This window comes from Microlunatus soli (genome assembly GCF_900105385.1).
Classification (GTDB): Bacteria; Actinomycetota; Actinomycetes; order Propionibacteriales; family Propionibacteriaceae; genus Microlunatus; species Microlunatus soli.
This window is the reverse complement of record NZ_LT629772.1, coordinates 6,379,790-6,401,865: the sequence shown is the minus strand read 5'-3', so window position 1 is coordinate 6,401,865 and position 22,076 is coordinate 6,379,790. Positions and strand designations below refer to the sequence as shown.

Below are 22,076 nucleotides of genomic sequence, written 5' to 3'. Positions count from 1 at the left end.
GGCGGTTGGGGTAGCGGTGCTGATGATCTTGGCCTAGGGTCCGGAAAGGCCTTTCCGATCATCATCGCGGACCACCATGCGTTCAAGGGAGAACCTGTGTCAGCATTCAGTGCCCTGCCCCTGATCGACCGCCGGAAGCTGCTGATCGGCGCGGGCGGCACCGCCCTGGTCGCCGGCGGACTGAGCGGTTGCAGCAGTTCCAAGGCGGAGACCAACTCGGCCAGCACCAACCAGTCGGTCAAGCTGCCGAGCTACATCCCGATCGAGGGCGCCAAGCCCGATTTCCCCGGCACCACCGAGGGCGTCGAACCCGCCTACAAGCTGTTCCCGACGGAGCGGAAGAAGACGGTTCCCGAAAAGCCCGGCACCGGGAAGGACACCATCACCGGGATGGTGATCAACTACGCGACGGTGCCGCCAGGAGTCAGCAAGAACCCGTTCTGGCAGGGACTCAACGAACGGCTCGGCATCGATCTCAAGCTCCAGATCACCCCGAACGCCGACTACATCCAGAAATTCTCCACCGTGATCGCCGGCAACGAGTTGCCGGACATGATGCTGACCCAGGTGGTGGCCAACTTCCCGTCACTGCTGGAGAAGCGGTTCAGCCCGCTGGACGAGTATCTGGGCGGCGACGCGGTCAAGGACTACCCGAATCTGGCCAACATCCCGACCCAGGTGTGGAAGTCGGTGATCTACAACGGCAAGATCTTCGGGCTACCGCTGCCACGCGGCCTGATCGGCACCTACAACTTCATCCGCGCCGACCGGTTCAAGGAAGCGGGGGTCTCCACCGAACCCAAATCGCTGGCCGAACTGCTCGATGCCGGGAAAGCTCTCACCGATCCCAAGAAGCGGCGGTGGGCGTACTCCATGATCGGTCAGCCGCGGGCACTGCTGGCACGGATGAACGAGGAGCCCAACGTCTGGCGCAACGAGGGTGGCACCTTCACCCACGCCTACGAGACCGACGCCTACAAGCGCAGTGTCAGCGATCTGATCGCAATGTGGAAGTCCGGCGTGATGCACCCCGACGCGTTCAATCCGCAGCAGCCGTTCAAGGAGCTCTTCGCCGCCGGCAACATCGCGATCAACGCCAGTGACGGTTACACCGGCTTCAACAGCTATCAGAGCACCGGTGCGGCCAGTGAGGGTTTCGAGCTCGGCCTGATGCCGGTCTACAAACGCGACGGCGGCGAGCTCGCGCCGTGGGCCCTGGGATCAGGCAGTTTCGGCATGGCGTCGATCAAGAAGATGGACGCCGAGCGGGTGAAGCTCTGCCTGCGCCTGGCCAACTACCTGGCCGCACCGTTCGGCAGTGAGGAGTACTACTACCTGTCCTACGGCGAGGAGGGCGTCGACCACAAGGTCGACAAGGCCGGCAACCCGACACTGACCGACTCCGGCAAGGTCAACGTGGCGATCCCGATGCGCTACCTCGGCGACGGGCCGAAGGCCAGCTACTCCCCGGGGCGGCCGCAGGACGCCAAGAAGCAGCACGACTACCAGTCGATGGAGGTCCCGCACGGCGTGGCCAATCCGGCGATCGGGCTCTTCTCCAACGCCCAGGCGACGAAGAACGCCACCGCGGACAAGGCCTTCCTGGACAGCGTCAACGAGATCATCCAGGGCCGCAAACCGTACTCCGGCTTCGGCGACGTGCTGTCCACCTGGAAGTCCGCCGTCGGCGACGAGATGCGCAAGGAATATCAGGACCAGCTCCAGAAGAAGGGATCGGGCGACAAATGATCATGCCCGTTCGCAGCGCCGTCACCGAGCCCCGACCGTACGCTCTTCCCGACGATCCCGATCTGCCGTACGGCCGCGGCGAACTGACCGCACTGATGCCGCCGTCGCTGGTCCGATCGGTCTTGGGCGACTGGCATCCCTTCCCGACCGTCGACGAACGGGAGCCCTGGCGCAACCTGCCCGATCAGGTACGGGACCGGTCGATCGAGACCGCCGATCAGGCGCTGAACGAACCGTGGCCGGATCTGCGGGCCTCGGTGTTCGCCGATTTCCAGCGCAACGGCAACCGGTCCCGCTTCGAGTTGTCACACTTCGGCCGCCGTCGGATCCTTCGCGATCTGGTGCTCGGTGCGGGCCTGACCGCCGAGGATCGGTTCACCGATCCGATCATGGACGCGGTCTGGTCGATCAGCGAGGAGTCGTTCTGGGGCGTGCCGGCGCATTCCTTCTCCCGGCGCCACGTTCGGCTGCCATTGCCGGCGACCGACGAGCCGGTGATCGATCTGTTTGCGGCCGAGACCGGCGCTCAACTCGCCTGGACCCGCTACCTGATGGGGGATCGACTGATCGCCGCCGGCGGCGATGCCTTCGACGCCAGAGTGGTCGGCGAGATCGACCGGCGGTTGATCACTCCGCTGTTGGAACGGGACGACTGGTTCTGGCTGTCCCAGCAGGGCCGGACCCCGAACAACTGGAATCCGTGGGTCTGCTCCAACCTCCTGGTGGCCACGCTGTTCACCGAGAACGACGCCGATCGTCGGGCGGCGGTTGTGAGCAAGATCATCGCCGCACTGGACGCCTATGTCGATCAACTGCTGCCCGACGGCGGGTGCTCCGAAGGTCAGTCCTACTGGGCGGTCGGGCCGGCCAAGTTGCTGGACTGCCTGGACGCCTTACGCGGTGCGAGTGACGGACAACTGGACGGATTTGCGCTGCCGGCAGTCGCTGCGCTGTCCCGCTACCCGGTGGCGATGCATGTCGACGGTCGGGACATGATCCAGCACGCCGACGGCCACGGGCAGTGGCTGCTGGAGTCCTCGGTGCTGCACCGGGCCGGTCGACTGTTGGGCGATCCGCAGGCCGAACAGTTGTCGATCTTCCTGCGCGACGCTGCCAATCCTCGACCGGAACGAGCGCGGACCAATCTGTGGCGCGGTCTGTCGGAGATCTTCGAACCAGGCTTCCTGGAAGCACCTGCCACCGACGCTCCGTTGATCAAGGAACGCTGGTTTCCCGATCTTCAGGTGTTGGTCGCGCGGGAACAGCAGGGGAGCAGCGATGGGTTCCTGCTCTGCATGAAGGCCGGACACAACGCCGAACATCACAACCAGAACGACGTCGGCGGCTTGTCGATCGCCGTCGACGGCCACCCGTTGATCGTCGACCCGGGTGTCGGTGTCTACAGCAAGAAGACCTTCAGTCCGCAGCGCTACGAGTTGTGGGAGATGAACAGCGACTGGCACTGCCTGCCGATCATCGACGGCACCGTGCAGTCGGCCGGCGCAGAGTTTGCCGCGAGGTCTGTGCAGCAGGTCGACGACGACCAGGGGGTCAGCGTGTCCGCGGAACTGATCGACGCCTGGCCGTCGGGGACGGGGATGGACAGCTACCGGCGGACGGCGCGGTTGGATCGAGCACGGCGACAGGTGGTGATCACCGACGTGTGGCAGGGGAACGGCAGCCCGACCGTGGTGCTGCCGCTGACCTGCGCCCGGGAGCCACGGATCGACGGCAGCGCCGTGACCTTCGGCGTTGCCGGCAGCTCGGTCACGCTGCGAGTCGACGGGGCAACGTCGATCCGCAGCGAGACCAAGCAACTCGACGACCCCAACCTGATCGGGCTCTGGGGACCCGAACTGTGGCGGTTGTTGATCACTCCGCAAGCGGTCGATCATGGACGGCTCGAGTTGACCTTCACCCGATAGTCCAACGGTTCCTGAGCTTGTCGAATGGGACCTCTGGCTCAGGGATCTCGGTCGTCCTGGGGATCAGCTGTGGTCGGCGGGCTCGCCGACTCCGCTGATCTCGTTGGGTACCTGCGGCAGCTTGACGGTATCGACCCGCTTCCCGGTGGGCAGATAGACCACGTGCACCGCGGAGTTGGCCGGATCGGTCACCCAGGCGGTGTCACCCTCCACCAGCAGTGTCGGGCGTGGGTCCTGCCAGGCCACCGGTTCCTTCCAGGCATCCAGCACCTTGATCCGTTGGGTGACCTTGCCGGTGTCGGGATCGATCACGTGCAGCTTGCCGTCGGTGCCGAGGACCAGCGCTTCACCCTCCGGCCCGCGACCGAGGGAACGGAAGGAGTAGCTGGCGCCGATCTCGACCAGCCGGAACTTCTCGTCCTCGGTGTCGATCAGGCTGATCCTGGTCGGCCGTTCGATCTCGGCGTCCGGATCGGTCTTGTAGTCGCCCAGGACGACATCGGACTCCGGTGACCCTGCCTGATTGCCGACCCGTCCATAGTTGTCCGGACTGTCGACCTTGACGAACTTGCCGTCCTTCCACAGCAGCACACCATCGGTGCAACCGGCGAGGATCGTCCCGTTGCCGGCTGCGGCCTCGCCGTGCAGATCGGGACAATCGTCACTGGCCGCTATCTGCTGGTGGTCTCGGTCCAGCACCGCTGCTCCGGTCCGACCTTCCTCGGTCCCGACGCTGACCAGCATCCCGCCCTGCTCGGTCGGGACAGCGACTCCGTGATGCGGTGCGGGAGCGGTCCACACCGGTTCGGCGGCCGGCTTCGCTGCCACCGTGGCGGGATCCAGCAGTCGGACGGTGCCGGCGGCGTCACTGAACAGCGCGACCTTGCCGGCATGGCGGACCACGTGCCCCGGCTCCGGCGCGGTGTAGCTGACGTCGGTGAGCGCCGCACGACCGGCGAAGTAGTGGCTGTGATCGCCGTGCGCCTTGACCTCGACCCCGGTGTCGAGCACCCGGAAGCCGTCGCCGGTCGACACCATCAGATGCCGTTGGTCCCCGGCCGGGTTGAGCCGCAGGAAGCCCGGTAGCTTCAGATCGGCGACCGGCTGCAGGTTGTCCCGATCCAGCACCAGGATGCCGCCGTCGTAGCTGACCGAGATCCGTGTCCCGGTCACCTCGGTCCGTTCGGCGGCAGGGGTGCGTTCCGGAGCCGCACTCGGTCCGGAATCGGCGGCACAACCGGCAGCGGTCAGCAGCCCGGCCGTCGCAGCTGCGATCAGCCCGGCTCGCCAGGGTCGAGTAGTCGTCATGATCAAACTTTCTAATGAGAATGATTGTCGTTACGACCTTAAGTGATCGGATGCCGGTGTGCAATCACCGGGCACAAGCCTGGCTTGGATGGCTGCCGCCGGCCGTGAAGTGGGTGACATGCAGGTGCGCCGACCAACGGCGAGCCAGTTCGGGTGCGACAGTCACGAGGGTGCGACAGGCGATCGGGTGCACCGAGCTGACCGCGGCTTCCGGTGAGCCGGTTTCCCAGAGCTGTCGGCCGGATTTTCACCGGGACGGCTACACAGCGGACGCTACGCAGGAACGGGGCGGTTCCAGTCGGCGAACTGGGCGACGAGCGTTTCCTGATCGGGGGTTTCGATCGCCTCCGCGCAGTAGAGCTGCCGGACCCATCCGACGGCGTCGCCGGCGGACAGGTGTCCGGTCAGGTCGGCTGAGCGCAGCCAGCGCGGTACCGGTACGTCCGTGACCTCCACGGCAGCCGACCTCGACCCGCTGGCCGGCCGCGCCGCGACGCCGGAGCTCCTGGAGTGCAGCCGCCATCGCCGGCCGGTCGCCGGGGACGCCGAAGCCCGGCCGATCGAGCAGTGCGTGCTGCCACGGAGGCTGCCAGCGGCGATCCGATACAGTCCGAAGTCCGGTATGTGGACGCGCGCACACGGTTCGAGCGGATCGAAGGAGACGGCCGTGACGCGGGTCCCGTCCGGAAACCGATCGGGTCCCGGTGCCGATGCATCTGGTGGGTCCGATGATGATGTCGGGAGTCGGCACAGGGCGCCGGATCGGCCCGAGCGGCCAGCTCAGGCCCTGCTCGGCACAAGCAATAATTGTGCGGATCTCCACCACGTCGGGCTCGGAGGTTCCTCTCCGACTGGCTCAGGAATACGTCGGTTCTTTGCCCACCGTATTGCTCTCATTGTCTCGAAACGATAACGTCCAGGACCGTGCCCGGGAATCCCCGGTCATCGTCGCCGGGGAAGCCGGCTCGATCACGGACCAGAAGACGTCCGAGATCTCCTGCTGGTCGATGCCAAAGAGCATCGGGGCGACGCCAGGAATCGAGGGGAGAAGTACATGCCCGCAACCGGCCGACAGCCGGTCGCTCGACGTGTGGATCTGAGTCGTCCCGCCGAGCCGGCAACGTTTTTCAAGCGAGCTCATCAGCAGCCCCGGCGGGCCGTCGCGCCCGCCCGTACCGCGCAGCCGAGCAAGGCACCCAAGGCCGCTGTCGGCGTCCTGGCCAGTGCTGCACTGGTCGGCGGGCTCGGACTGGCGACCGCTGAACCGGCGTCGGCCGCACCGATCGGACACGACCTGCCGAAGCTGAGCAAGGGCAAGTCCGGAGCTGCCGTCACGCGGCTGCAGCGTGAGCTGTCGGCCTACGGCCCGAACGTGTCCGACACCGGCTACTTCGGCACGAAGACGACCAAGCGTGTCAAGCGCGTGCAGCGGCTCAACGGTTGGAAGCAGACAGGTGTCGCCGGAAGCCGCGTCTGGCACGAACTGCTCACCGACGGCCACCACGTCAGCTCGCCGAAGATCGCCTCCTTCACCGGCGGCAAGCGATCCAGCAGCGCTTCCACCAAGTCCAGCCGTCCGCGGCTGCACCACGGCGATCGCAGCGGATCGGTCAAGAGGCTGCAACGCGAACTGTCGAAGTACGGGCCGAGCGTCCCGACCACCGGATACTTCGGCGACATCACCAGCTCCCGGGTGAAGAACCTGCAGCGGCGCGAGGACCTCAAGGTCACCGGCGTCGCCGGCAAGGCCGTCTGGAGGGTCCTGCTGAATGACGACAACAAGCCGTACAAGGGCTCGTCGCACAAGAAGGCCCGCAGCTCGAGCAAGAAGGTGAAGGCCGCCAGCTACAGCTCGCGGAACACCGTGTGGGACCGGCTGGCCCAGTGTGAGGCCGGCGGTAACTGGTCGATCAACACCGGAAACGGGTTCTACGGCGGGCTGCAGTTCACGCTGCAGACCTGGCGGGGCTACGGTGGCTCGGGAATGCCGCACCATGCCTCCCGCGCCGAGCAGATCCGGATCGGCAAGAAGGTCCAGAAGGGTCAGGGCTGGGGCGCCTGGCCGGCCTGCAGCAGCAAGCTCGGACTGCGCTGACACCCCGAACACAACAACACCCCGGGCCACGGTCCGGGGTCAGAGCCTCAATCATCGGCCGTCGACGCTGCTGCGTCGGCGGCCGATGGCGTTCAGGCCCGATCGATCCTGTTCAACAGCGTGAAGGCGAGTCCGCCGGCTGCGAGCAGGGTGAGCAGCCCCAGCCCGAAGCCGTAGTCGGGGAGCAAGACCTGGTACGTGGCTCCCATGATCAGCGGCGGGAAGAAGCCGCCCAGACCGCCGACCGCGCCGACCACACCGGTCACACTGCCGACCCGGTCCGGCGGCGCCAGCACCGCCACCCAGGCGAACACCCCACCGGTGCCCAGGCCGAGGAACAGTGCCAGCAGCACGAAGGTGCTCCCGGACCCCAGGTCCGGCGGCGGCTGGAACGCCACCACCACGGCCAGGATCGCGGTTCCGGCCAACGAGATCGCCACCACCTGGCGCGGGCCGAGCCGGTCGGAGAGTGCGCCGCCGATCGGGCGGGCGATCACCGCGGTGATGGCGAAGATCGCGGTCCGGGTGCCGGCCTCGGTGAGATTGAACGAGTAGACGTCCTTGATGTAGCTCGGCAGGTAGGTGGAGAACGCGACGAATCCGCCGAAGCAGATCCCGTACAGGAAGGCCATCTTCCAGGTGATCGCGAGCCGCGCCGCGCCGGCGATCTTGGGGAGGACGGGCAAGTCACTGGGCCTCCAGGACGGCGCGTTCCGCAGGGCGAACCAGCACATCGCCGCACCGAGCAGGACAGCGACGGCAATGATCAGGTGGGTCGCGAAGTAGCCGAACCACTCCACGAAACGCGGCGTGAAGAAGGCAGAGAAGGCGGTTCCGCCCATCCCCGCACCGAAGATGCCGGTCGCCATGCCTCTCTTGGCCGGCGGATACCAGGCGTTGACGAACGGAATACCCACGGCGAAGGTCGTACCGGCGATTCCGAGCAGGAATCCGAAGATCAACAACAACGGGTACGAGGCCGCCGCACCGGCGACGCCGACCAAGATCACGAACGGTGCGGTCAGCGCCAGCAGCACGGTGAACATCAGCCGGCCACCGAACTTGTCGGCGAGCGCCCCGGCGATGATCCGGCCGAGCGAGCCGACCAGCACCGGGATGGCGACCAGGAATGCCTTCTGACCACCGCTCAGGCTCAGCAGCTCGGTGTAGTGCACGCCGAGCGGAGCGATCACGTTCCAAGCCCAGAAACTGATGCCGAAGGCGACGGTCGCAGCGGCGAGGTTGCGGGACTGTCCGCGGATCGCGGTCGGTGCGGACGCTTCGGTGGTGGCCATGCCGGATCACCTCGTGCGGTCGCGGTCCCGGGTCCCGACCGGGCTCCAGCCGGGGCGCGGTGCCCGGCTCCCGGTGGGGCCGGCGTCGCGGCTGCGGTAGACGATGTAGGGACGGAACAGGTAGTGCACCGGCGCTGTGAAGGCGTGCACCAGTCGAGTGAACGGGAAGATCGCGAACAGCAGCATCCCCACCAGGGTGTGGATGTGGAAGGCCAGCGGCGCTGCGGCCATCGAACCGATCTTCGGCTGCAGGATGAACAGCGAGCGGAACCAGGGCGAGACACTCTCCCGATAGTTGTGGGCCTCGCCACCTCCCAGACCGCCGTGGAAGAGCGTGGTGAAGAGTCCTACCACCAGCGCCGCGACCAGGACGACGTACATCGTCTTGTCGTTCTTGGTGGTCGCCATGAACACCGGTCCGGTGGTGCGTCGCCGGTAGATCAGGATCGAGATCCCTGCCAGGGTGCAGATACCGGCCACCGTGCCCAGCCCGAGGGCGATGATGTGATAGCCCTCTTCGGAGAGCCCGATCGCGCTGGTCCAGGACTCTGGTATGACCAGGCCACCGAGATGGCCACCGATCACCACCAGGATGCCGAAGTGGAACATCGGCGACGCCCAGCGCAGCAGGCGGGATTCGTACAGCTGGGACGACCGGGTGGTCCAGCCGAACTTGTCGTAGCGATAGCGCCAGATCGTGCCGCCGATCAGGACCACCATCATCAGGTAGGGGAGAATGCCCCAGAGGAAGAGATTCATCGGTATCCCTCCAGCCCGACGGCCTCCACCGGTGGCGGCCCGGCCAGTTCCTGCACTCCCGCGCGATCCTTCGGGGATTGACCGGGCAGCGTCGAACAGACCGCGACCAGGACGTCGGCGAACGGCGACCCGCGGTCGGCCAGGGCCAACCTGATCAGCTCCAGCGACGGTCGGTACTGCTGCAGCAGCCGGGTGCCGGCCTGCGGGTCGACGATCGCCGCGAACTCCAGCACGATCGTCAGATGATCGGGGAGTTCTTGATCATCGGTCAGCCGAAACCCGCTGAGCCGGTACTGCTGCTTGAAGTCCGCCAGGGCCTGCCCGCGCCGCCGGGTGTCGCCGTCGGTCCAGTAGGACAGGTGCAGCGCGAGGTGCCGATCAAGATCGAAAAGCTCGACGTAGGTCCGTCGTCGCTGTGCCGCCGGGGTCGAGGACCAGGTGTCCAGGAAGCGCAGCAGCGCGTCCCGGCCGGTGCCCGGTGCCAGCTCGGTCATCGCCGCGGTCAACTGTGGCAGTCGATCGGACACCTCCTGGTCGGGATAGCTCAGGCACCACGAGGCGACCTGCCGGATCAACCGATCGGCGGTCGAGGTCTTCGGAACCGAGCGACCGATCTTCTCGATGATCATGATTCCGAGACCTCGGCCGGCTGCTCGGCTTCCTCCTGTTTCGACCCGCTCTGTCTGGACGGCTCGGGGAACAGGCCGGCGGGGGTGCCGTTTCCGTCCCAATTGAGCAGATTGACCCGGCCGCGGAGATCGCCGGCGTCGGTCGAGGTGTCGGACTGCTGGCGCTGCCGCAGTCCCTCGAAGGTCTCCATCGCGACCGGCGTCGGACGGCCGCTGGCCTCGCCCATCGGGCCGGAGGCGTACATCCCGGGTCCCTCGTCGAAGTCGAGCGAACAGCCCAGTTCCTCCAACTCGTGGGCCTGTTCCACGTGGGCCGGCGGGATCACGTAGCGGTCGGAATACTTGGCCAGGGCGAGCAGTCGATACATGCTCATCACCAGTTCCTCCGACATGCCGACCGCGTCGGCGATCTCGGACCGGCCGGGTCTGTCCAGGGTGATGTCGCGCATGTAGGCACGCATCGCCGCCAGCCGGTGCAGGACACCGAGGATCACGTTGGTGTCACCGGCGGTGAACAACTCCGCGAGATACTCCACCGGGATCCGCAGCGACTCGATCGCCCCGAACAGGTTGCCGGCGTCCTCGCCGTCATGGCCCTGCTCGGCCAGCAGGTCGACTACCGGCGACAACGGCGGGATGTACCAGACCATCGGCATCGTCCGGTACTCCGGATGCAGCGGCAGGGCCACCCGATAGACCTTCGCCAGTTGGTAGACCGGGGATCGTCGGGCCGCGTCCATCCAGTCATCCGGGATGCCCTGTTCGCGGGCGCCGCGGATCACCTCGGGGTCGTTCGGGTCGAGCATCAGGTCCAGCTGGGCCTGGTAGAGATCTTGATCGTCGGGTACCGAGGCGGCCTCGGTGACCGCGTCGGCGTCGTACAGGAAGAGCCCGAGGTAGCGCAGCCGGCCGACACAGGTCTCGGCGCAGACGGTCGGGATGCCGACCTCGATCCGCGGATAACAGAGCGTGCACTTCTCGGCCTTACCGGACTTGTGGTTGAAGTAGATCTTCTTGTACGGGCAGCCGGTGATGCACTGCCGCCAGCCGCGGCAGCGTTCCTGGTCGACCAGCACGATGCCGTCCTCGCTGCGCTTGTAGATCGCGCCGGACGGGCAGGAAGCCATGCAGCTCGGGTTGAGGCAGTGCTCGCAGATCCGCGGGAGATAGAACATGAACGTCTTCTCCAGCTCGAATTTGATCTTGTCCTGCGACTCCTGCCGGACCTTCTGGACCAGCACGTCGTCGTCACCGTGCTGAGCAGAGCCGCCGAGATCGTCGTCCCAGTTGGCCGACCAGGTGATCTTGGTGTCGTCGCCGGTGAGCAACGACTTCGGCCGGGCCACCGGGGTGTCGTCGTCGAGCGGCGCGTCGATCAACATCTGGTAGTCGTAGGTCCACGGCTCGTAGTAGTCGGAGATGTTGGGTTGCACCGGACTGGCGAAGATCGTCGCCAGCCGCCGCAGCCGGCTCCCGGTCCGCAGCCGCAGCCTGCCGCGCTTGTCCAGCTGCCAGCCGCCGCGCCACCGGTCCTGATCTTCGTACCGTCGCGGATACCCTTGTCCCGGCCGGGTCTCGACATTGTTGAACCAGACGTATTCGGTTCCGGCACGATTGGTCCAGGTCTGCTTGCAGGTGACCGAACAGGTGTGACATCCGATGCATTTGTCCAGGTTCATCACCATGCCCATCTGGGCCATCACCCTCATCGGTACTGCACCTCCTGGCTGCGACGGCGGACCGTGGCCACGATGTCGCGTTGGTTTCCGGTGGGCCCGAGATAGTTGAACGTGTAGGAGAGCTGGGCATAGCCGCCGATCAGGTGACTCGGCTTGACCAACAGCCGGGTGACGGAGTTGTGGATCCCACCCCGGCGGCCGGTGCGTTCGGACTTCGGGACGTCGATCGTCCGTTCCTGGACGTGGTGGACGAACACCAGCCCGTCGGGGATGCGGTGACTGACGATCGCCCGGCCGACGAAGACGCCGTTCGCGCTGTCACACTCCACCCACTCGTTGTCCTCGACGCCGATCGCGGTCGCGTCGCCGGTACTCATCCAGACCGTCGGCCCGCCGCGGGAGAGCGACAGCATCAGCAGGTTGTCCTGATACTCGGAGTGGATCGACCACTTCGAATGCGGTGTCAGGTATCGGACGGTGACCTGCGCGCCGTCGCGACCGAGTCGAGGTTCGCCGAACAGTGTGTGCATGTCCAGCGGCGGCCGGTAGATCGGCATCGCCTCGCCGAGATCGGCCATCCAGTCATGATCAAGATAGAAGTGCATCCGACCGGTCAGGGTGTGGAACGGCTTCAGCCGTTCGATGTTCTGGGTGAACGGTGCATAGCGGCGGCCACCGGTCTCCGACCCGGACCACTCCGGTGAGGTGATCACCGGCTGCGGCGAGGTCTGGGTGTCGGCGAAACTGATTCGGCGTTCCTCCGATCCCTCGGCAAGATCGGCCATCGGTCTGCCGACCCGACGCTCGAGCTGGCGGAAGCCCTGGACCGCCAGCGCGCCGTTGGTCGTCCCGGAGAACCGGAGGATCGCCTCGGCCAGCTTCGCGTCGGTGTCGATCGCGGGCCGTCCGTCGGTGCTGCCGCCCAACATCACACCGTTGCTGTGCTTGAGGCCGTCGACCTGTTCGGTGACGTCATAGGTGATGGCTTTGACCGTGAAGCCGAGTTGGTCGGCCAGGGGACCGACCGCGGCCAGCTTGTCGGCGATCTTGGTGTAGTCGCGTTCGACGACGGTGAAGTTGGGCATGGTCCGGCCCGGCGCAGCCTCGACGCTGTCGTCGGTCAGCCAGTCTCGGACCTCACCCCGTGGTTGTGACGTTTCGCCCGCCGTGTCGTGCTGCATCGGCACTGCGACAAGGTCGCGACGGGTCCCGAGATGATCTTCGGCAAGTTCGGAGAAGCGACGGGCCAGGCCGTGGAACAACTCGAAGTCGGTACGACTCTGCCACGGTGAGTCGATGGCGGGGGAGAAGGCGTGCACGAAGGGATGCATGTCGGTCGAGGAGAGGTCGTGCTTCTCGTACCAGGTCGCTGCCGGGAAGACGATGTCGGAGTGCAGTGTCGTCGACGTCATCCGGAAGTCGGCCGACACCAGCAGGTCGAGCTTGCCCTGCGGTGCCTCGTCATGCCAGGCCACCTCGATCGGGCGCGGCGCCTTCGGGTTCTCACTGCCGAGCACATTGGCCTGGGTGCCGAGCAGATTCTGCAGGAAGTATTCGTCACCCTTGGCCGACGACCCGAACAGGTTCGACCGCCACAGCACCAACGTCCGCGGCCAGTTCTGTTCGGCGTCGATGTCGGCGATCGCCGGCTGCAGCCGCCCGGATCGCAACTCCTCGGCCACGTAACCGGCCGCGCTGTTGGCGGTGCCGGACGAGACCGCTTGTTGCGCCTGGTCTGCGACATCGAGGGGGTTGGCCGCGAACTGCGGATAGAACGGCATCCAGCCCAGCCGCGCTGACTGGGCGATGGTGTCGGCGGTGTGCTTGCCACGGAGGCGGTCTCCGGCCAACGGGGAGAGCAGCGAATCGGCGGTGTAACCGTCGTTGCGCCACTGCCCGGTGTGCATGTACCAATAGGAGGTGCCCGGCACCGTCCGCGGCGGACGGGACCAGTCCAGGGCATTGGCCAATGAGATCCAGCCGGTGATCGGCCGGCACTTCTCCTGGCCGACGTAGTGCGCCCAGCCGCCGCCGTTGCGCCCTTGGCAACCGGTCAACATCAACAACGCCAGCACCGCCCGATAGGTGGCATCACCGTGGAACCACTGGCAGATGCCGGAGCCCATGATGATCATGGAGCGGCCTTGGGAGTCGATCGCGTTCTGGGCGAACTCGCGGGCGATCCGGATGCACTGCTCGGCGGGGACACCGGTGATCTCCGCTTGCCAGGCAGGGGTGTAGGGGTGTGCGACGTCGGTGTAGTCGGTCGGCCACTCGCCTGGCAGACCGTCCCGGCCGACGCCGTACTGGGCCAGCATCAGATCGAAAACCGTGGTCACCAGGTGATCACCGACCGTCGTGACCGGAACACCGCGGCGCAGCACCTCACCCTCGCCGGTCGGCGAGGTGAACGCCGGCAGCATCACCTCGGCGACGTCGCCGGAGCCGTACAGGCTCAACCGCGGTGTCATCCCGTCAAGATCAAGATTCCAGTGGCCCTCGCCGGACTCCGCATAGCGGTGACCGATCGAGCCGCCGGGCACCACCGGCTGCCCGGTCGCATCGTCCAGCAGCACCGTCTTCCAGGTGTCCTCCGGTGCGGTCTCCCTGGTGTCCAGGTCCGCGGCAGTCAGGAACTTGCCGGCCGCGAGTGAGCCGTCGTCCCGCAGTTCCAGACGGATCAGAAACGGCAGGTCGGTGAACTGGCGGACATAGGAATTGAAGAATTCGGTCTGCCGGTCGACGAAGAATTCGCGCAACATCACGTGCCCCATGGCCATCGCCAGTGCGGCGTCGGATCCGGCCTGGGCAGGCATCCACTCGTCGGCGAATTTCGTGTTGTCGGCGTAGTCCGGACTGACGGCCACGACCTTGGTGCCGCGATAGCGCACCTCGGTCATCCAATGTGCATCCGGGGTGCGGGTGACGGGGACATTGGAACCCCACATCATCAGGTAGGTGCTGTCCCACCAGTCGCCGGATTCCGGGACATCGGTCTGGTCTCCGAACACCTGCGGGCTGGCGACCGGGAGATCGGCGTACCAGTCGTAGAACGACGTCATCACACCGCCGATCAATTGGATGAATCGGGTCCCGACACAGTGGCTGACCATGGACATCGCCGGGATCGGCGAGAAGCCGGCGCAGCGGTCCGGCCCGTAGGCCCTGATGGTGTGGACGTGCGCGGCTGCGGCGATCTCCAGTGCCTCGTCCCAACTCACCCTGATCAGGCCGCCCTTGCCGCGAGCCTGTTGGTACCTGCGCCGGGTCGTCGGATCGCCGACGACCGCCGCCCACGCATCGACCGGATCGCGATGCTGCCGTTTGGCCGCCCGATAGGCCTCGATCAACACCTCGCGGGCATACGGATAGCGCACCCGGGTGGGGGAGTAGGTGTACCAGGAGAACGCGGCGCCGCGAGGACAACCGCGAGGCTCGTACTCGGGACTGTCCGGGCCGACCGACGGGTAGTCGGTGGCCTGGCTCTCCCAGGTGATCACCCCGTCCTTGACATACACCTTCCATGAACAGGATCCGGTGCAATTCACGCCATGGGTGGAGCGCACAATCTTGTCGTGGCTCCACCGATCGCGATAAAAGGCGTCGCCCGAGCGGCCGCCTTTACGGAAGACGACGCGGCGGTCTTCGGATTCTTCCCAGCGGGTGAAGAATCGACCTGCTGTCAAGAGTGCGCCGGCTGCTGGACCATCGACCCCCGAGGAGGATCTGCTCCCAGTCATGATCACCACGCAACCACCGATGTGGAGTCGGCGCAAGGGGTCAGCCGGTGATCAGCAAATGTATTTCATGCCCGATCAAGCCGTCTTTGACCGATATTTCTCCTCGTCAGACGCCGAAAATCACCACGACGTCGTCACCGGTTGTGGAGATCACCGATCCAAGAGCATCCCCGTCGGAAGATCGATCGTCGGCTCGGCAGCTGCCTCGGCCCGCACCGAAAGAGCACCGAACGGCGTGGGCACCGTTGCCTCGGCCCATTCCAGCGGCCCCAGCTGCGGGCGGATGATCACCCGACTCATGCCGGGCTCGATCGGACGAATGCCGAGCAGTGTGGTGGCCGTGTGCACGATCGGATGGGCGCCCCAGGCATGGCAGTCGCTGCGGGTCGGCTCCGGCTGTTCGACAACCGTCCGCAGACCGGTGTCGAGCAGGTCGAACCACAGTCCCATCCTGTTGATCATCGCGTCGGGGCGACCGATCCGGCCGTAGGCATCGAAGAGATAGTGGTCGAAGTAGACCGTCGTCCGAGCCAGGTCGGGATCGCTGCTGTCGATCGTTCGGGCGACCGCGTCGGCACCATCGGCGGCCCCGGCGAACAGCGCCAGACATTGGGCGTGCTCGCTGAACGTCGTCCGACCGAGATCGTCGGCGTACAGTCCGCGCTCTGCCGACCAGAAATGATCTTCGGCCGCGGAGCGCACCGTGTCGGCGAGGGTGCGGTGGTGTTCGGCCAGGACTGCGGCGCCGGCCCAGTCCTCCAGATCGGCGGCCAGTCCAGCGACGTGCGCCAGCTGGAGATTCAGCACCCCGGAGACGCCCCAATGAGCGTCCACCGGCGCGCCGTCGGACCATCTCGGCACCCAATCGGTGAAATTCCACCCATCCAGGCCGTGGAACAGACCTTGCCCATCGACGCCGCGGCGATGCGCGTCGAGGACCGCTCGGACGCCTGGCATCAGATCGGCCACGAAGCCCAGATCACCACGCCACAAGGCGAAATCGTGCACCATGGCGATCCACCACAGGGAGAACGGCGGGATGGTCTGACGGATCCGGGACGGGTAGCGACTCCTGGTCAGCCCGTCGGTGCCGCGGCTGCGGTCGAAGGCGAGCAACGCCTGCCGGGCCAGCCGGTCGTCCCCGGTGGCGACGTAGGCGACCAGGTTCTGGATCCTGGTGTCCCCGGCATACTGCAGCTGCTCGTAGTAGGGACAGTCCATCGTCGTCTCGTGCGAACACATCTGGAGCGTTCGGAAGGCGAGCTTGCGCACCGCGGGCAGCCGCTGGTCGGAGGCGTCGAAGGCCCCGAGATCGTCGAACGGATAGTGATTCTCCACGAAGGTCAAGGACTCGATCGTCAGCGGCTGGTCGGCCGTGCTGACGACGATCTCGACATAGCGACCCGCTTCCCACCACAGCGTGGTGTGCAGTTCCTGTTCACCGCCACCGGCGATGAACAGGTCACCGACACCGTCCTGGTCGGCGCCGCGGGATGCGAACCGTTTACCGTCGACCTGATCGCGATCCCCTTTGCCGCCGTCGGCGTCGAGGAGACTTTCCTGCCAGTGCACGCGAATCATCGCTGCCTCGCCTCCGCTGAGCCGGAGCTGCGGGTAGGCACAGACGTAGTCGTCGAGGTCGATGATCACCCGGCGACCGGTGCCGGCCGGTACCACCACCGCAGGCCCGCCCGTCAGCAGCTGCTGCCAGGCTTTCGCTTCCGTCGGCAGGTCGTCGGCCGGGGAGATGATCAACCGGTGCGTGTCGCCGCCAGGATGGTCGGCGACCTGCCGGACCCGGCTGCCGGTGAACTCCTGCGCCCGTTGGGGCGGCAGCAATGTCGGTAGCAGCAACCGGGTCGGCGGCACGTCGTTGGCGTAGGCGGCGCCGAAGCCCGGCTCGGCGCTCTCGGCCGGATCCCAGGTCAGACCGTCCGCGCCGCTGGCCCATCCCCAGGGAAAGAGTCGGCCGTCGAGTTCCAGTTTGGCGCCGCAGCCCCAGGCAACTCCCTTGGATCGGAGCCGGTGCCCGGGCAACTCGGCGACCTGCCACGGAGCGCGGCCGGTGCTCAGACGGCCGTCCTGATCGGCGAGCAGTAGTCCGGGAGACCGGGAGAACTGGGCCAGTGGTGCGTCGTCGCCGAGACTCCACACTCGGGCAGCCAACCGGTGCTGCCCCGCACCGGCGGTGAGCAGGTAGCTGGCGAAGGACCAGTGCTCGAGGTCGCCGCGGTCGGGGCCTCGGTCGATCAACTCGCCGTCGAGATAGAGCTCGTAACGTTCGTCGGCGGTGACGTGGATGGTCGTCTCGATCGGGCCGGTGAACTCAAGGCGGTATCCGGTGACCATGCCTTGCTCCGATCGCCCGGGGCGGCGGATCCAGGATGCCGGCCAGTGTGCCTTGTCCGACCAGCCTCCGGTCGAGGAGGCGACAAAGGGGTCGGTGTCGATCATGATCCGTCGGCAGGTTGCGGTAGCCATGACCTCAGTCTGTCCTACCCGGTCGGGCGATCGCGGACGGGTGCCGCGATCATGATCAACTCACCAGGCCGCGGCGGTAGGCGTACACGACGGCCTGGACCCGATCGCGCAGATCGAGTTTGGTGAGAATGCGGGAGACGTAGGTCTTCACGGTCTCCGGACTGATCACCAGGGCGGCGGCGATCTCGCTGTTGGACCGTCCGTCGGCGATCAGCCGCAGCACCTCCAGTTCCCGCGGTGCGAGTGGAATATCCTCCGGCGCTTCGTTGGCACGGATCCTGGAGGCGTAGCGGCCGACCAACTGGCGGGTCACCTCAGGTGCCAGCAGCGCGGATCCGGTGGCGACGGTCCGGATGCCGGTCAGCATCTGGTCGGGCGGCGCGTCCTTCAGCAGGAAGCCGCTCGCTCCCGCCCGGAGTGCCCGATAGACGTACTCGTCGAGGTTGAAGGTCGTCACCACCAAGATCTTGATCGGATCGGTGACCTCGCTGCCGGCCAGCTGCTCGGTTGCTTCGATCCCGTCCATGACCGGCATCCGGACGTCCATCACCACCACGTCGGGGCGCAGTCGACGAGCGAGGTCGACCGCCACCCGGCCGTCCGCGCATTCGCCGACCATGATCATGTCGGGTTGGGCGTCGATGATCGTGGCAAAGCCGGTCCGGATCAACGCCTGGTCGTCGCAGACCAACACCCGGATCGGGCCCGTCATGTCGGATCTCCGGTCGGAATGCTTGCTCGGACGACGAACCCACCGTTGGGCTGGGAGCCGGCAGTGAAGTCACCACCGAGGATCTGCACCCGCTCGTCGAGGCCTCGCAGTCCGCGGCCGCTGCCTCCGGGAGACGTCGGGACCGCAGCCGAGCCCTCGGTGATCACCTCGACGCTGATTTCTCTCGTGTGGTGGGAGATGCGAACCACCGTGGCACGGCCGTGTGCATACTTCATCGCGTTGGTCAACGCCTCCTGGACGACCCGGTAGGCCGTCGACTCCGCACTGTCGAGGCCATCCGGCGCGGTGCCCTGCTCGATGAGTTCGACCGGCTGGCCGGCATCACGAGCCTGCCGCACCAGCGCCGACAGATCTGTCGGCTGTGGCGCTACCGGTGCGCTGCCGTGGCCGGGATCAAGGAGATCGAGCAGCTGGCGTAGGTCGGTGATGGCTCGGCGGCCGGTCCCGGTGACGGCGGTCAGTGCCTGATCCAGACGTTCCGGATCGGCCGTGAGATACCGCGCCGACTCGGCCTGGACGACCATCGCGGTCACGTGGTGGGTCACGACGTCGTGGAGTTCTCGAGCGATCCGGGTGCGCTCGGCGGTTCGGGTGTCGACGGCGATCCGGTGACGCCGTTCGGCTTCGATGCTCCGGGTGTGACGCAACCAGGCGCCGACGGCCCAGCCGAGTGCCAGCGCCAGGTAGAAGAAGATCAGGTCGTCCGGCCGCTCGGTCGACCCGAGCCGAACGAGGACGAGCACGAACAGCAGGTATCCCACCGAGAGCAGCACCGCGGTCAGGCGTCGCCGCCGATCGAGATGGGCGCCGGCGCTGACCAGCGCGAGTAGCAGGGCGGTGCCGGCGACAGTGTGATAGCCGAGGAACTGATCGAGAGCGAAACCCACCGCGACCAACCAGACGCACACACCGGGCCGACGTCGCCGTACGACCAGCGGCACGCATTCCAGCACGATCACCGCAAACGCGGGAGCGTCGAGCGGTCTGTTCGGCAGGCCTCCGATCTGCGTCCCGTAGCCGGCGAACGCCGGCACCAGTGAGGCGCCGGCGAGCAGCACAGCGAGCGGAGCGTCCCGGAGGGTGACGTCCAACCGACGCCACCGATCATGGATCCGCCGAAGGTCGTTCACCGGGAGAGCGTAGCGTTCACGTCGGCCACGACCCGACGCCGTCGGATCGGCACCAGTCGGCCACGCCGATGGGCGACGATCATGAACAGCACCGTCACGGCGGCGCCGGCCAGTACCGAGAAGATGCTGGCCTCGGGTCCGAACTCGCCACCGGTGAGCACCGTCGGGCCGGAGGTGACGCCGTTCAGCAGACCTGTCGTCGCCCCGTTGCCGGACACCTCGGTGCCGAAGATCGCGGCCTCGGCGAGGTTCCAACCGAAGTGCAGGCCGATCGGTAGCCACAGCGAACGGGTCGCGGCATAGGTCGCTGCCAGCATCCCACCGGCTTCGATGGCGATGGCGATCGCGCCCCACAACGTGGCGTGCGGGTTGAGCAGATGCGACAGACCGAACAGCAGACCGGTCAGGGCCAAGGCGATCCAGCTACCGGTACGTTCCTCGACGATCCGGAACAGGACACCGCGGAACAGCAACTCCTCGGTCACGGCAGCCGCTGCCATGAAGCCGATCAATCCGACCAGGCCGCCCAGCGAGCCCCAGCCGGCGATCCGATAACCACCGAGCAGTGCAATGGTGGCGATCACCGCGGAGAACAGTGCCAGGCCGAGCACGGAGCCGGCGGCGATCCTGCGAGCGGCGCCGGGCCATCCCGCCTCCGACGGTGGTCGACGTTCGGTCAGCCGGACGATCCACCGATAGCCCACCACGGCCAACACCGCAGTCGCCAGTCCGAAGATCAATGTCAAGGCCGGGTTGCCATCCACCGCAGCCACTGCCTGGCTGCCCACGAAGGCGATCACCGCCACAATTCCGAGCTGTCCGATCTGCTTCACCAATCGCATGCCGACTCCCTCTTCAGATGCCGCCGGCCGGGTGCCGCGGACCTCTTGAACGCTACGGATCGGGCGCTGCAGAAACGTCGCCGTCCGGTGGACACTTTCGTGTAGCTCGTACGGGGGACACGGTCACCCCTCGCGCTGCACGAAGGTGCGTGAGCAGGATCTACGACCCGCGAATCTTGGACATTCGGCCGCAAATCGACCGCATCCGCCCAGCCGCTGTGCGCGATTTTCGGACAGTCGTCCACTATTCGACCCGCTCCAGGTGTGAGTCCCTTGGAGTGGTGGGGTTTCGGGGTTCGGTGAGTCGTCGCTGTTGAGGGCGCCACCGGCGGGATTCTCGGTGTGTACCGCCAAGTACTCACTGAAGGATGGTCCCACCGATGGCGTTGTCCCAGTCTGTCGCATCCGAGCTGCTTGCAGCGTTTCGTGCCGGTGAAGGCGTTGACCTGATCCGGGAATCGGTTCGGATGGTGATGCAGGAACTGATCGAGACCGAAGCGACCGAACAGATCGGCGCCGGCCCTTATGAACGCACCGACACACGCACGACTCAGCGCAACGGATCTCGTCCGCGGCTGGTCTCCACCCAGGCCGGTGATGTTCAGCTCCAGATCCCGAAGCTGCGGCAGGGATCGTTCTTCCCGGTGATCTTGGAACGCCGACGGCGGATCGATCAGGCCTTGTATGCGGTGGTGATGGAGGCCTGGGTGAACGGTGTCTCGACCCGTGCAGTCGACGATCTTGTCGTCGCTTTGGGCATCGGGACCGGTATCAGCAAGTCCGAAGTGAGCCGGATCTGTGCCGGTCTGGACGAGCAAGTCACCGCGTTCCGGACCCGGCCCTTGCACCACACCAGCTTTCCCTACGTGTTCCTCGACGCGACCTACCTGCATGTCCGACGCACCGGACAGGTCACCTCGATGGCCGTGGTGGTGGCGACCGGGGTGACCGCCAGCGGCGGCCGGGAGATCCTCGGTATCGACGTCGGCGACAGCGAGGACGAGGTGTTCTGGCGCGGTTTCCTCCGCACCCTGCGCGAGCGTGGCCTGTCCGGAGTCCAACTGCTCATCTCCGACCAACACGCCGGTCTGGTCGCCGCTCTGGACCGGCAGTTTCAAGGGGTGGCGCATCAACGCTGCCGGGTCCACTTCGCCCGCAACCTGCTCGCGCTGGTGCCCAAGTCCCACAAGGACATGGTCGCCTCGGTGTTCCGAACCGCGTTCGCCCAACCCGACCCAACAGCAGCTGCAGCGGTCTGGGACCAAGTCCGAGACCAACTCGCGCAAACCTTTCCCAAGATCGGTCCGCTGATGGACGACGCGAAAGCCGAAGTCCTTGCCTTCACCACGTTCCCCCGTAGTCACTGGGCCAAGATCTGGTCGACCAACCCGATCGAACGGATCAACCGCGAGATCAAACGCCGCGCCCGCGTCGTCGGAATCTTCCCCAACGAGGCCAGCGTCATCCGCCTCGTCGGCGCCGTGGTCAACGACCTCCACGACGAATGGCAAGTCGCCGAACGCCGCTACCTCTCCGAAACCAGCATGGCCAAACTCCGCCCCGACAGCGATACTGGACCCGTTGCCGCGATCGAGACCGGCAACTAGACACCGAGAATCAACTCGAAAACCCACCACTCAGCGGGGCTCTATCCGCTCCAGCCGTGCGGGGCGCGAATCTCGGGCACTCGGCCACATTTCGATCGCGGAAT

15 protein-coding genes are annotated in these 22,076 nt (G+C 66.4%); 4 read left to right on the top strand and 11 right to left on the bottom strand.

Features of this window, described 5'->3' with window-relative positions; genetic code table 11:
* The first annotated feature begins 96 nt into the window (after positions 1–96).
* Both BLU38_RS29275 and BLU38_RS29270 read left to right on the top strand, forming a co-directional pair.
* Positions 97–1,749, top strand: a complete 1,653-nt coding sequence (locus tag BLU38_RS29275) for an extracellular solute-binding protein (protein ID WP_091530724.1) — start codon at positions 97–99, stop codon at positions 1,747–1,749.
* Positions 1,746–3,674: a heparinase II/III domain-containing protein gene (locus BLU38_RS29270; RefSeq protein WP_091530720.1), complete on the top strand. Its 1,929-nt coding sequence runs from the start codon at positions 1,746–1,748 to the stop codon at positions 3,672–3,674. Before BLU38_RS29275 ends, BLU38_RS29270 begins: the two co-directional genes overlap by 4 nt.
* A gap of 63 nt (positions 3,675–3,737) precedes the next feature.
* Here the strand turns inward: BLU38_RS29270 and aztD are convergent, their stop codons facing one another.
* Both aztD and BLU38_RS29260 read right to left on the bottom strand, forming a co-directional pair.
* Positions 3,738–4,982, bottom strand: a complete 1,245-nt coding sequence (aztD, locus tag BLU38_RS29265) for a zinc metallochaperone AztD (RefSeq protein ID WP_197679918.1) — start codon at positions 4,980–4,982, stop codon at positions 3,738–3,740.
* 273 nt (positions 4,983–5,255) lie between these two features.
* Complete coding sequence (locus BLU38_RS29260) at positions 5,256–5,438, bottom strand: protein-tyrosine phosphatase family protein (protein WP_091530717.1); 183 nt, start codon at positions 5,436–5,438, stop codon at positions 5,256–5,258.
* Positions 5,439–6,036: 598 nt separating this feature from the next.
* Between BLU38_RS29260 and BLU38_RS32160 the strand changes: the two genes are divergently transcribed.
* The gene (locus tag BLU38_RS32160) at positions 6,037–7,077 is read left to right on the top strand and encodes a transglycosylase family protein (protein WP_091530713.1); all 1,041 of its coding nucleotides are present in this window, start codon (positions 6,037–6,039) and stop codon (positions 7,075–7,077) included.
* A gap of 92 nt (positions 7,078–7,169) precedes the next feature.
* Here BLU38_RS32160 and BLU38_RS29250 read toward each other — a convergent pair whose 3' ends face one another.
* The 9 genes from BLU38_RS29250 to BLU38_RS29210 form a co-directional block, all read right to left on the bottom strand.
* A complete protein-coding gene (locus BLU38_RS29250; RefSeq protein ID WP_091530710.1) occupies positions 7,170–8,372 on the bottom strand; it encodes an MFS transporter in 1,203 nt (400 codons plus the stop codon).
* A gap of 6 nt (positions 8,373–8,378) precedes the next feature.
* Positions 8,379–9,131 (bottom strand): respiratory nitrate reductase subunit gamma, encoded by a 753-nt coding sequence (gene narI, locus BLU38_RS29245; protein WP_091530707.1) that lies wholly within the window; start codon positions 9,129–9,131, stop codon positions 8,379–8,381.
* Positions 9,128–9,760: a nitrate reductase molybdenum cofactor assembly chaperone gene (gene narJ / locus BLU38_RS29240; RefSeq protein ID WP_091530704.1), complete on the bottom strand. Its 633-nt coding sequence runs from the start codon at positions 9,758–9,760 to the stop codon at positions 9,128–9,130. Before narJ ends, narI begins: the two co-directional genes overlap by 4 nt.
* A complete protein-coding gene (gene narH, locus BLU38_RS29235) occupies positions 9,757–11,469 on the bottom strand; it encodes a nitrate reductase subunit beta (protein WP_091530701.1) in 1,713 nt (570 codons plus the stop codon). The genes narJ and narH overlap by 4 nt, the downstream gene beginning before the upstream one ends.
* Positions 11,466–15,179: a nitrate reductase subunit alpha gene (locus tag BLU38_RS29230; RefSeq protein WP_091533365.1), complete on the bottom strand. Its 3,714-nt coding sequence runs from the start codon at positions 15,177–15,179 to the stop codon at positions 11,466–11,468. Before BLU38_RS29230 ends, narH begins: the two co-directional genes overlap by 4 nt.
* A gap of 150 nt (positions 15,180–15,329) precedes the next feature.
* Entirely contained in the window at positions 15,330–17,660 is a 2,331-nt protein-coding gene (locus BLU38_RS29225; protein WP_091530699.1) for an alpha-L-rhamnosidase-related protein, read from the bottom strand.
* Between the two features lie 55 nt (positions 17,661–17,715).
* Positions 17,716–18,372: a response regulator gene (locus BLU38_RS29220; RefSeq protein WP_091530696.1), complete on the bottom strand. Its 657-nt coding sequence runs from the start codon at positions 18,370–18,372 to the stop codon at positions 17,716–17,718.
* On the bottom strand, positions 18,369–19,523 hold the full coding sequence (locus BLU38_RS29215; RefSeq protein WP_091530692.1) for a sensor histidine kinase: 1,155 nt from the start codon (positions 19,521–19,523) through the stop codon (positions 18,369–18,371). The genes BLU38_RS29220 and BLU38_RS29215 overlap by 4 nt, the downstream gene beginning before the upstream one ends.
* Positions 19,520–20,365, bottom strand: coding sequence for a CPBP family intramembrane glutamic endopeptidase (locus BLU38_RS29210; protein WP_091530690.1), 846 nt, complete (start codon positions 20,363–20,365; stop codon positions 19,520–19,522). The genes BLU38_RS29215 and BLU38_RS29210 overlap by 4 nt, the downstream gene beginning before the upstream one ends.
* Positions 20,366–20,745: 380 nt before the next feature.
* Here BLU38_RS29210 and BLU38_RS29205 point away from each other — a divergent pair, with 380 nt between their 5' ends.
* A complete protein-coding gene (locus BLU38_RS29205) occupies positions 20,746–21,972 on the top strand; it encodes an IS256 family transposase (RefSeq protein ID WP_091532027.1) in 1,227 nt (408 codons plus the stop codon).
* Positions 21,973–22,076 lie beyond the last annotated feature (104 nt).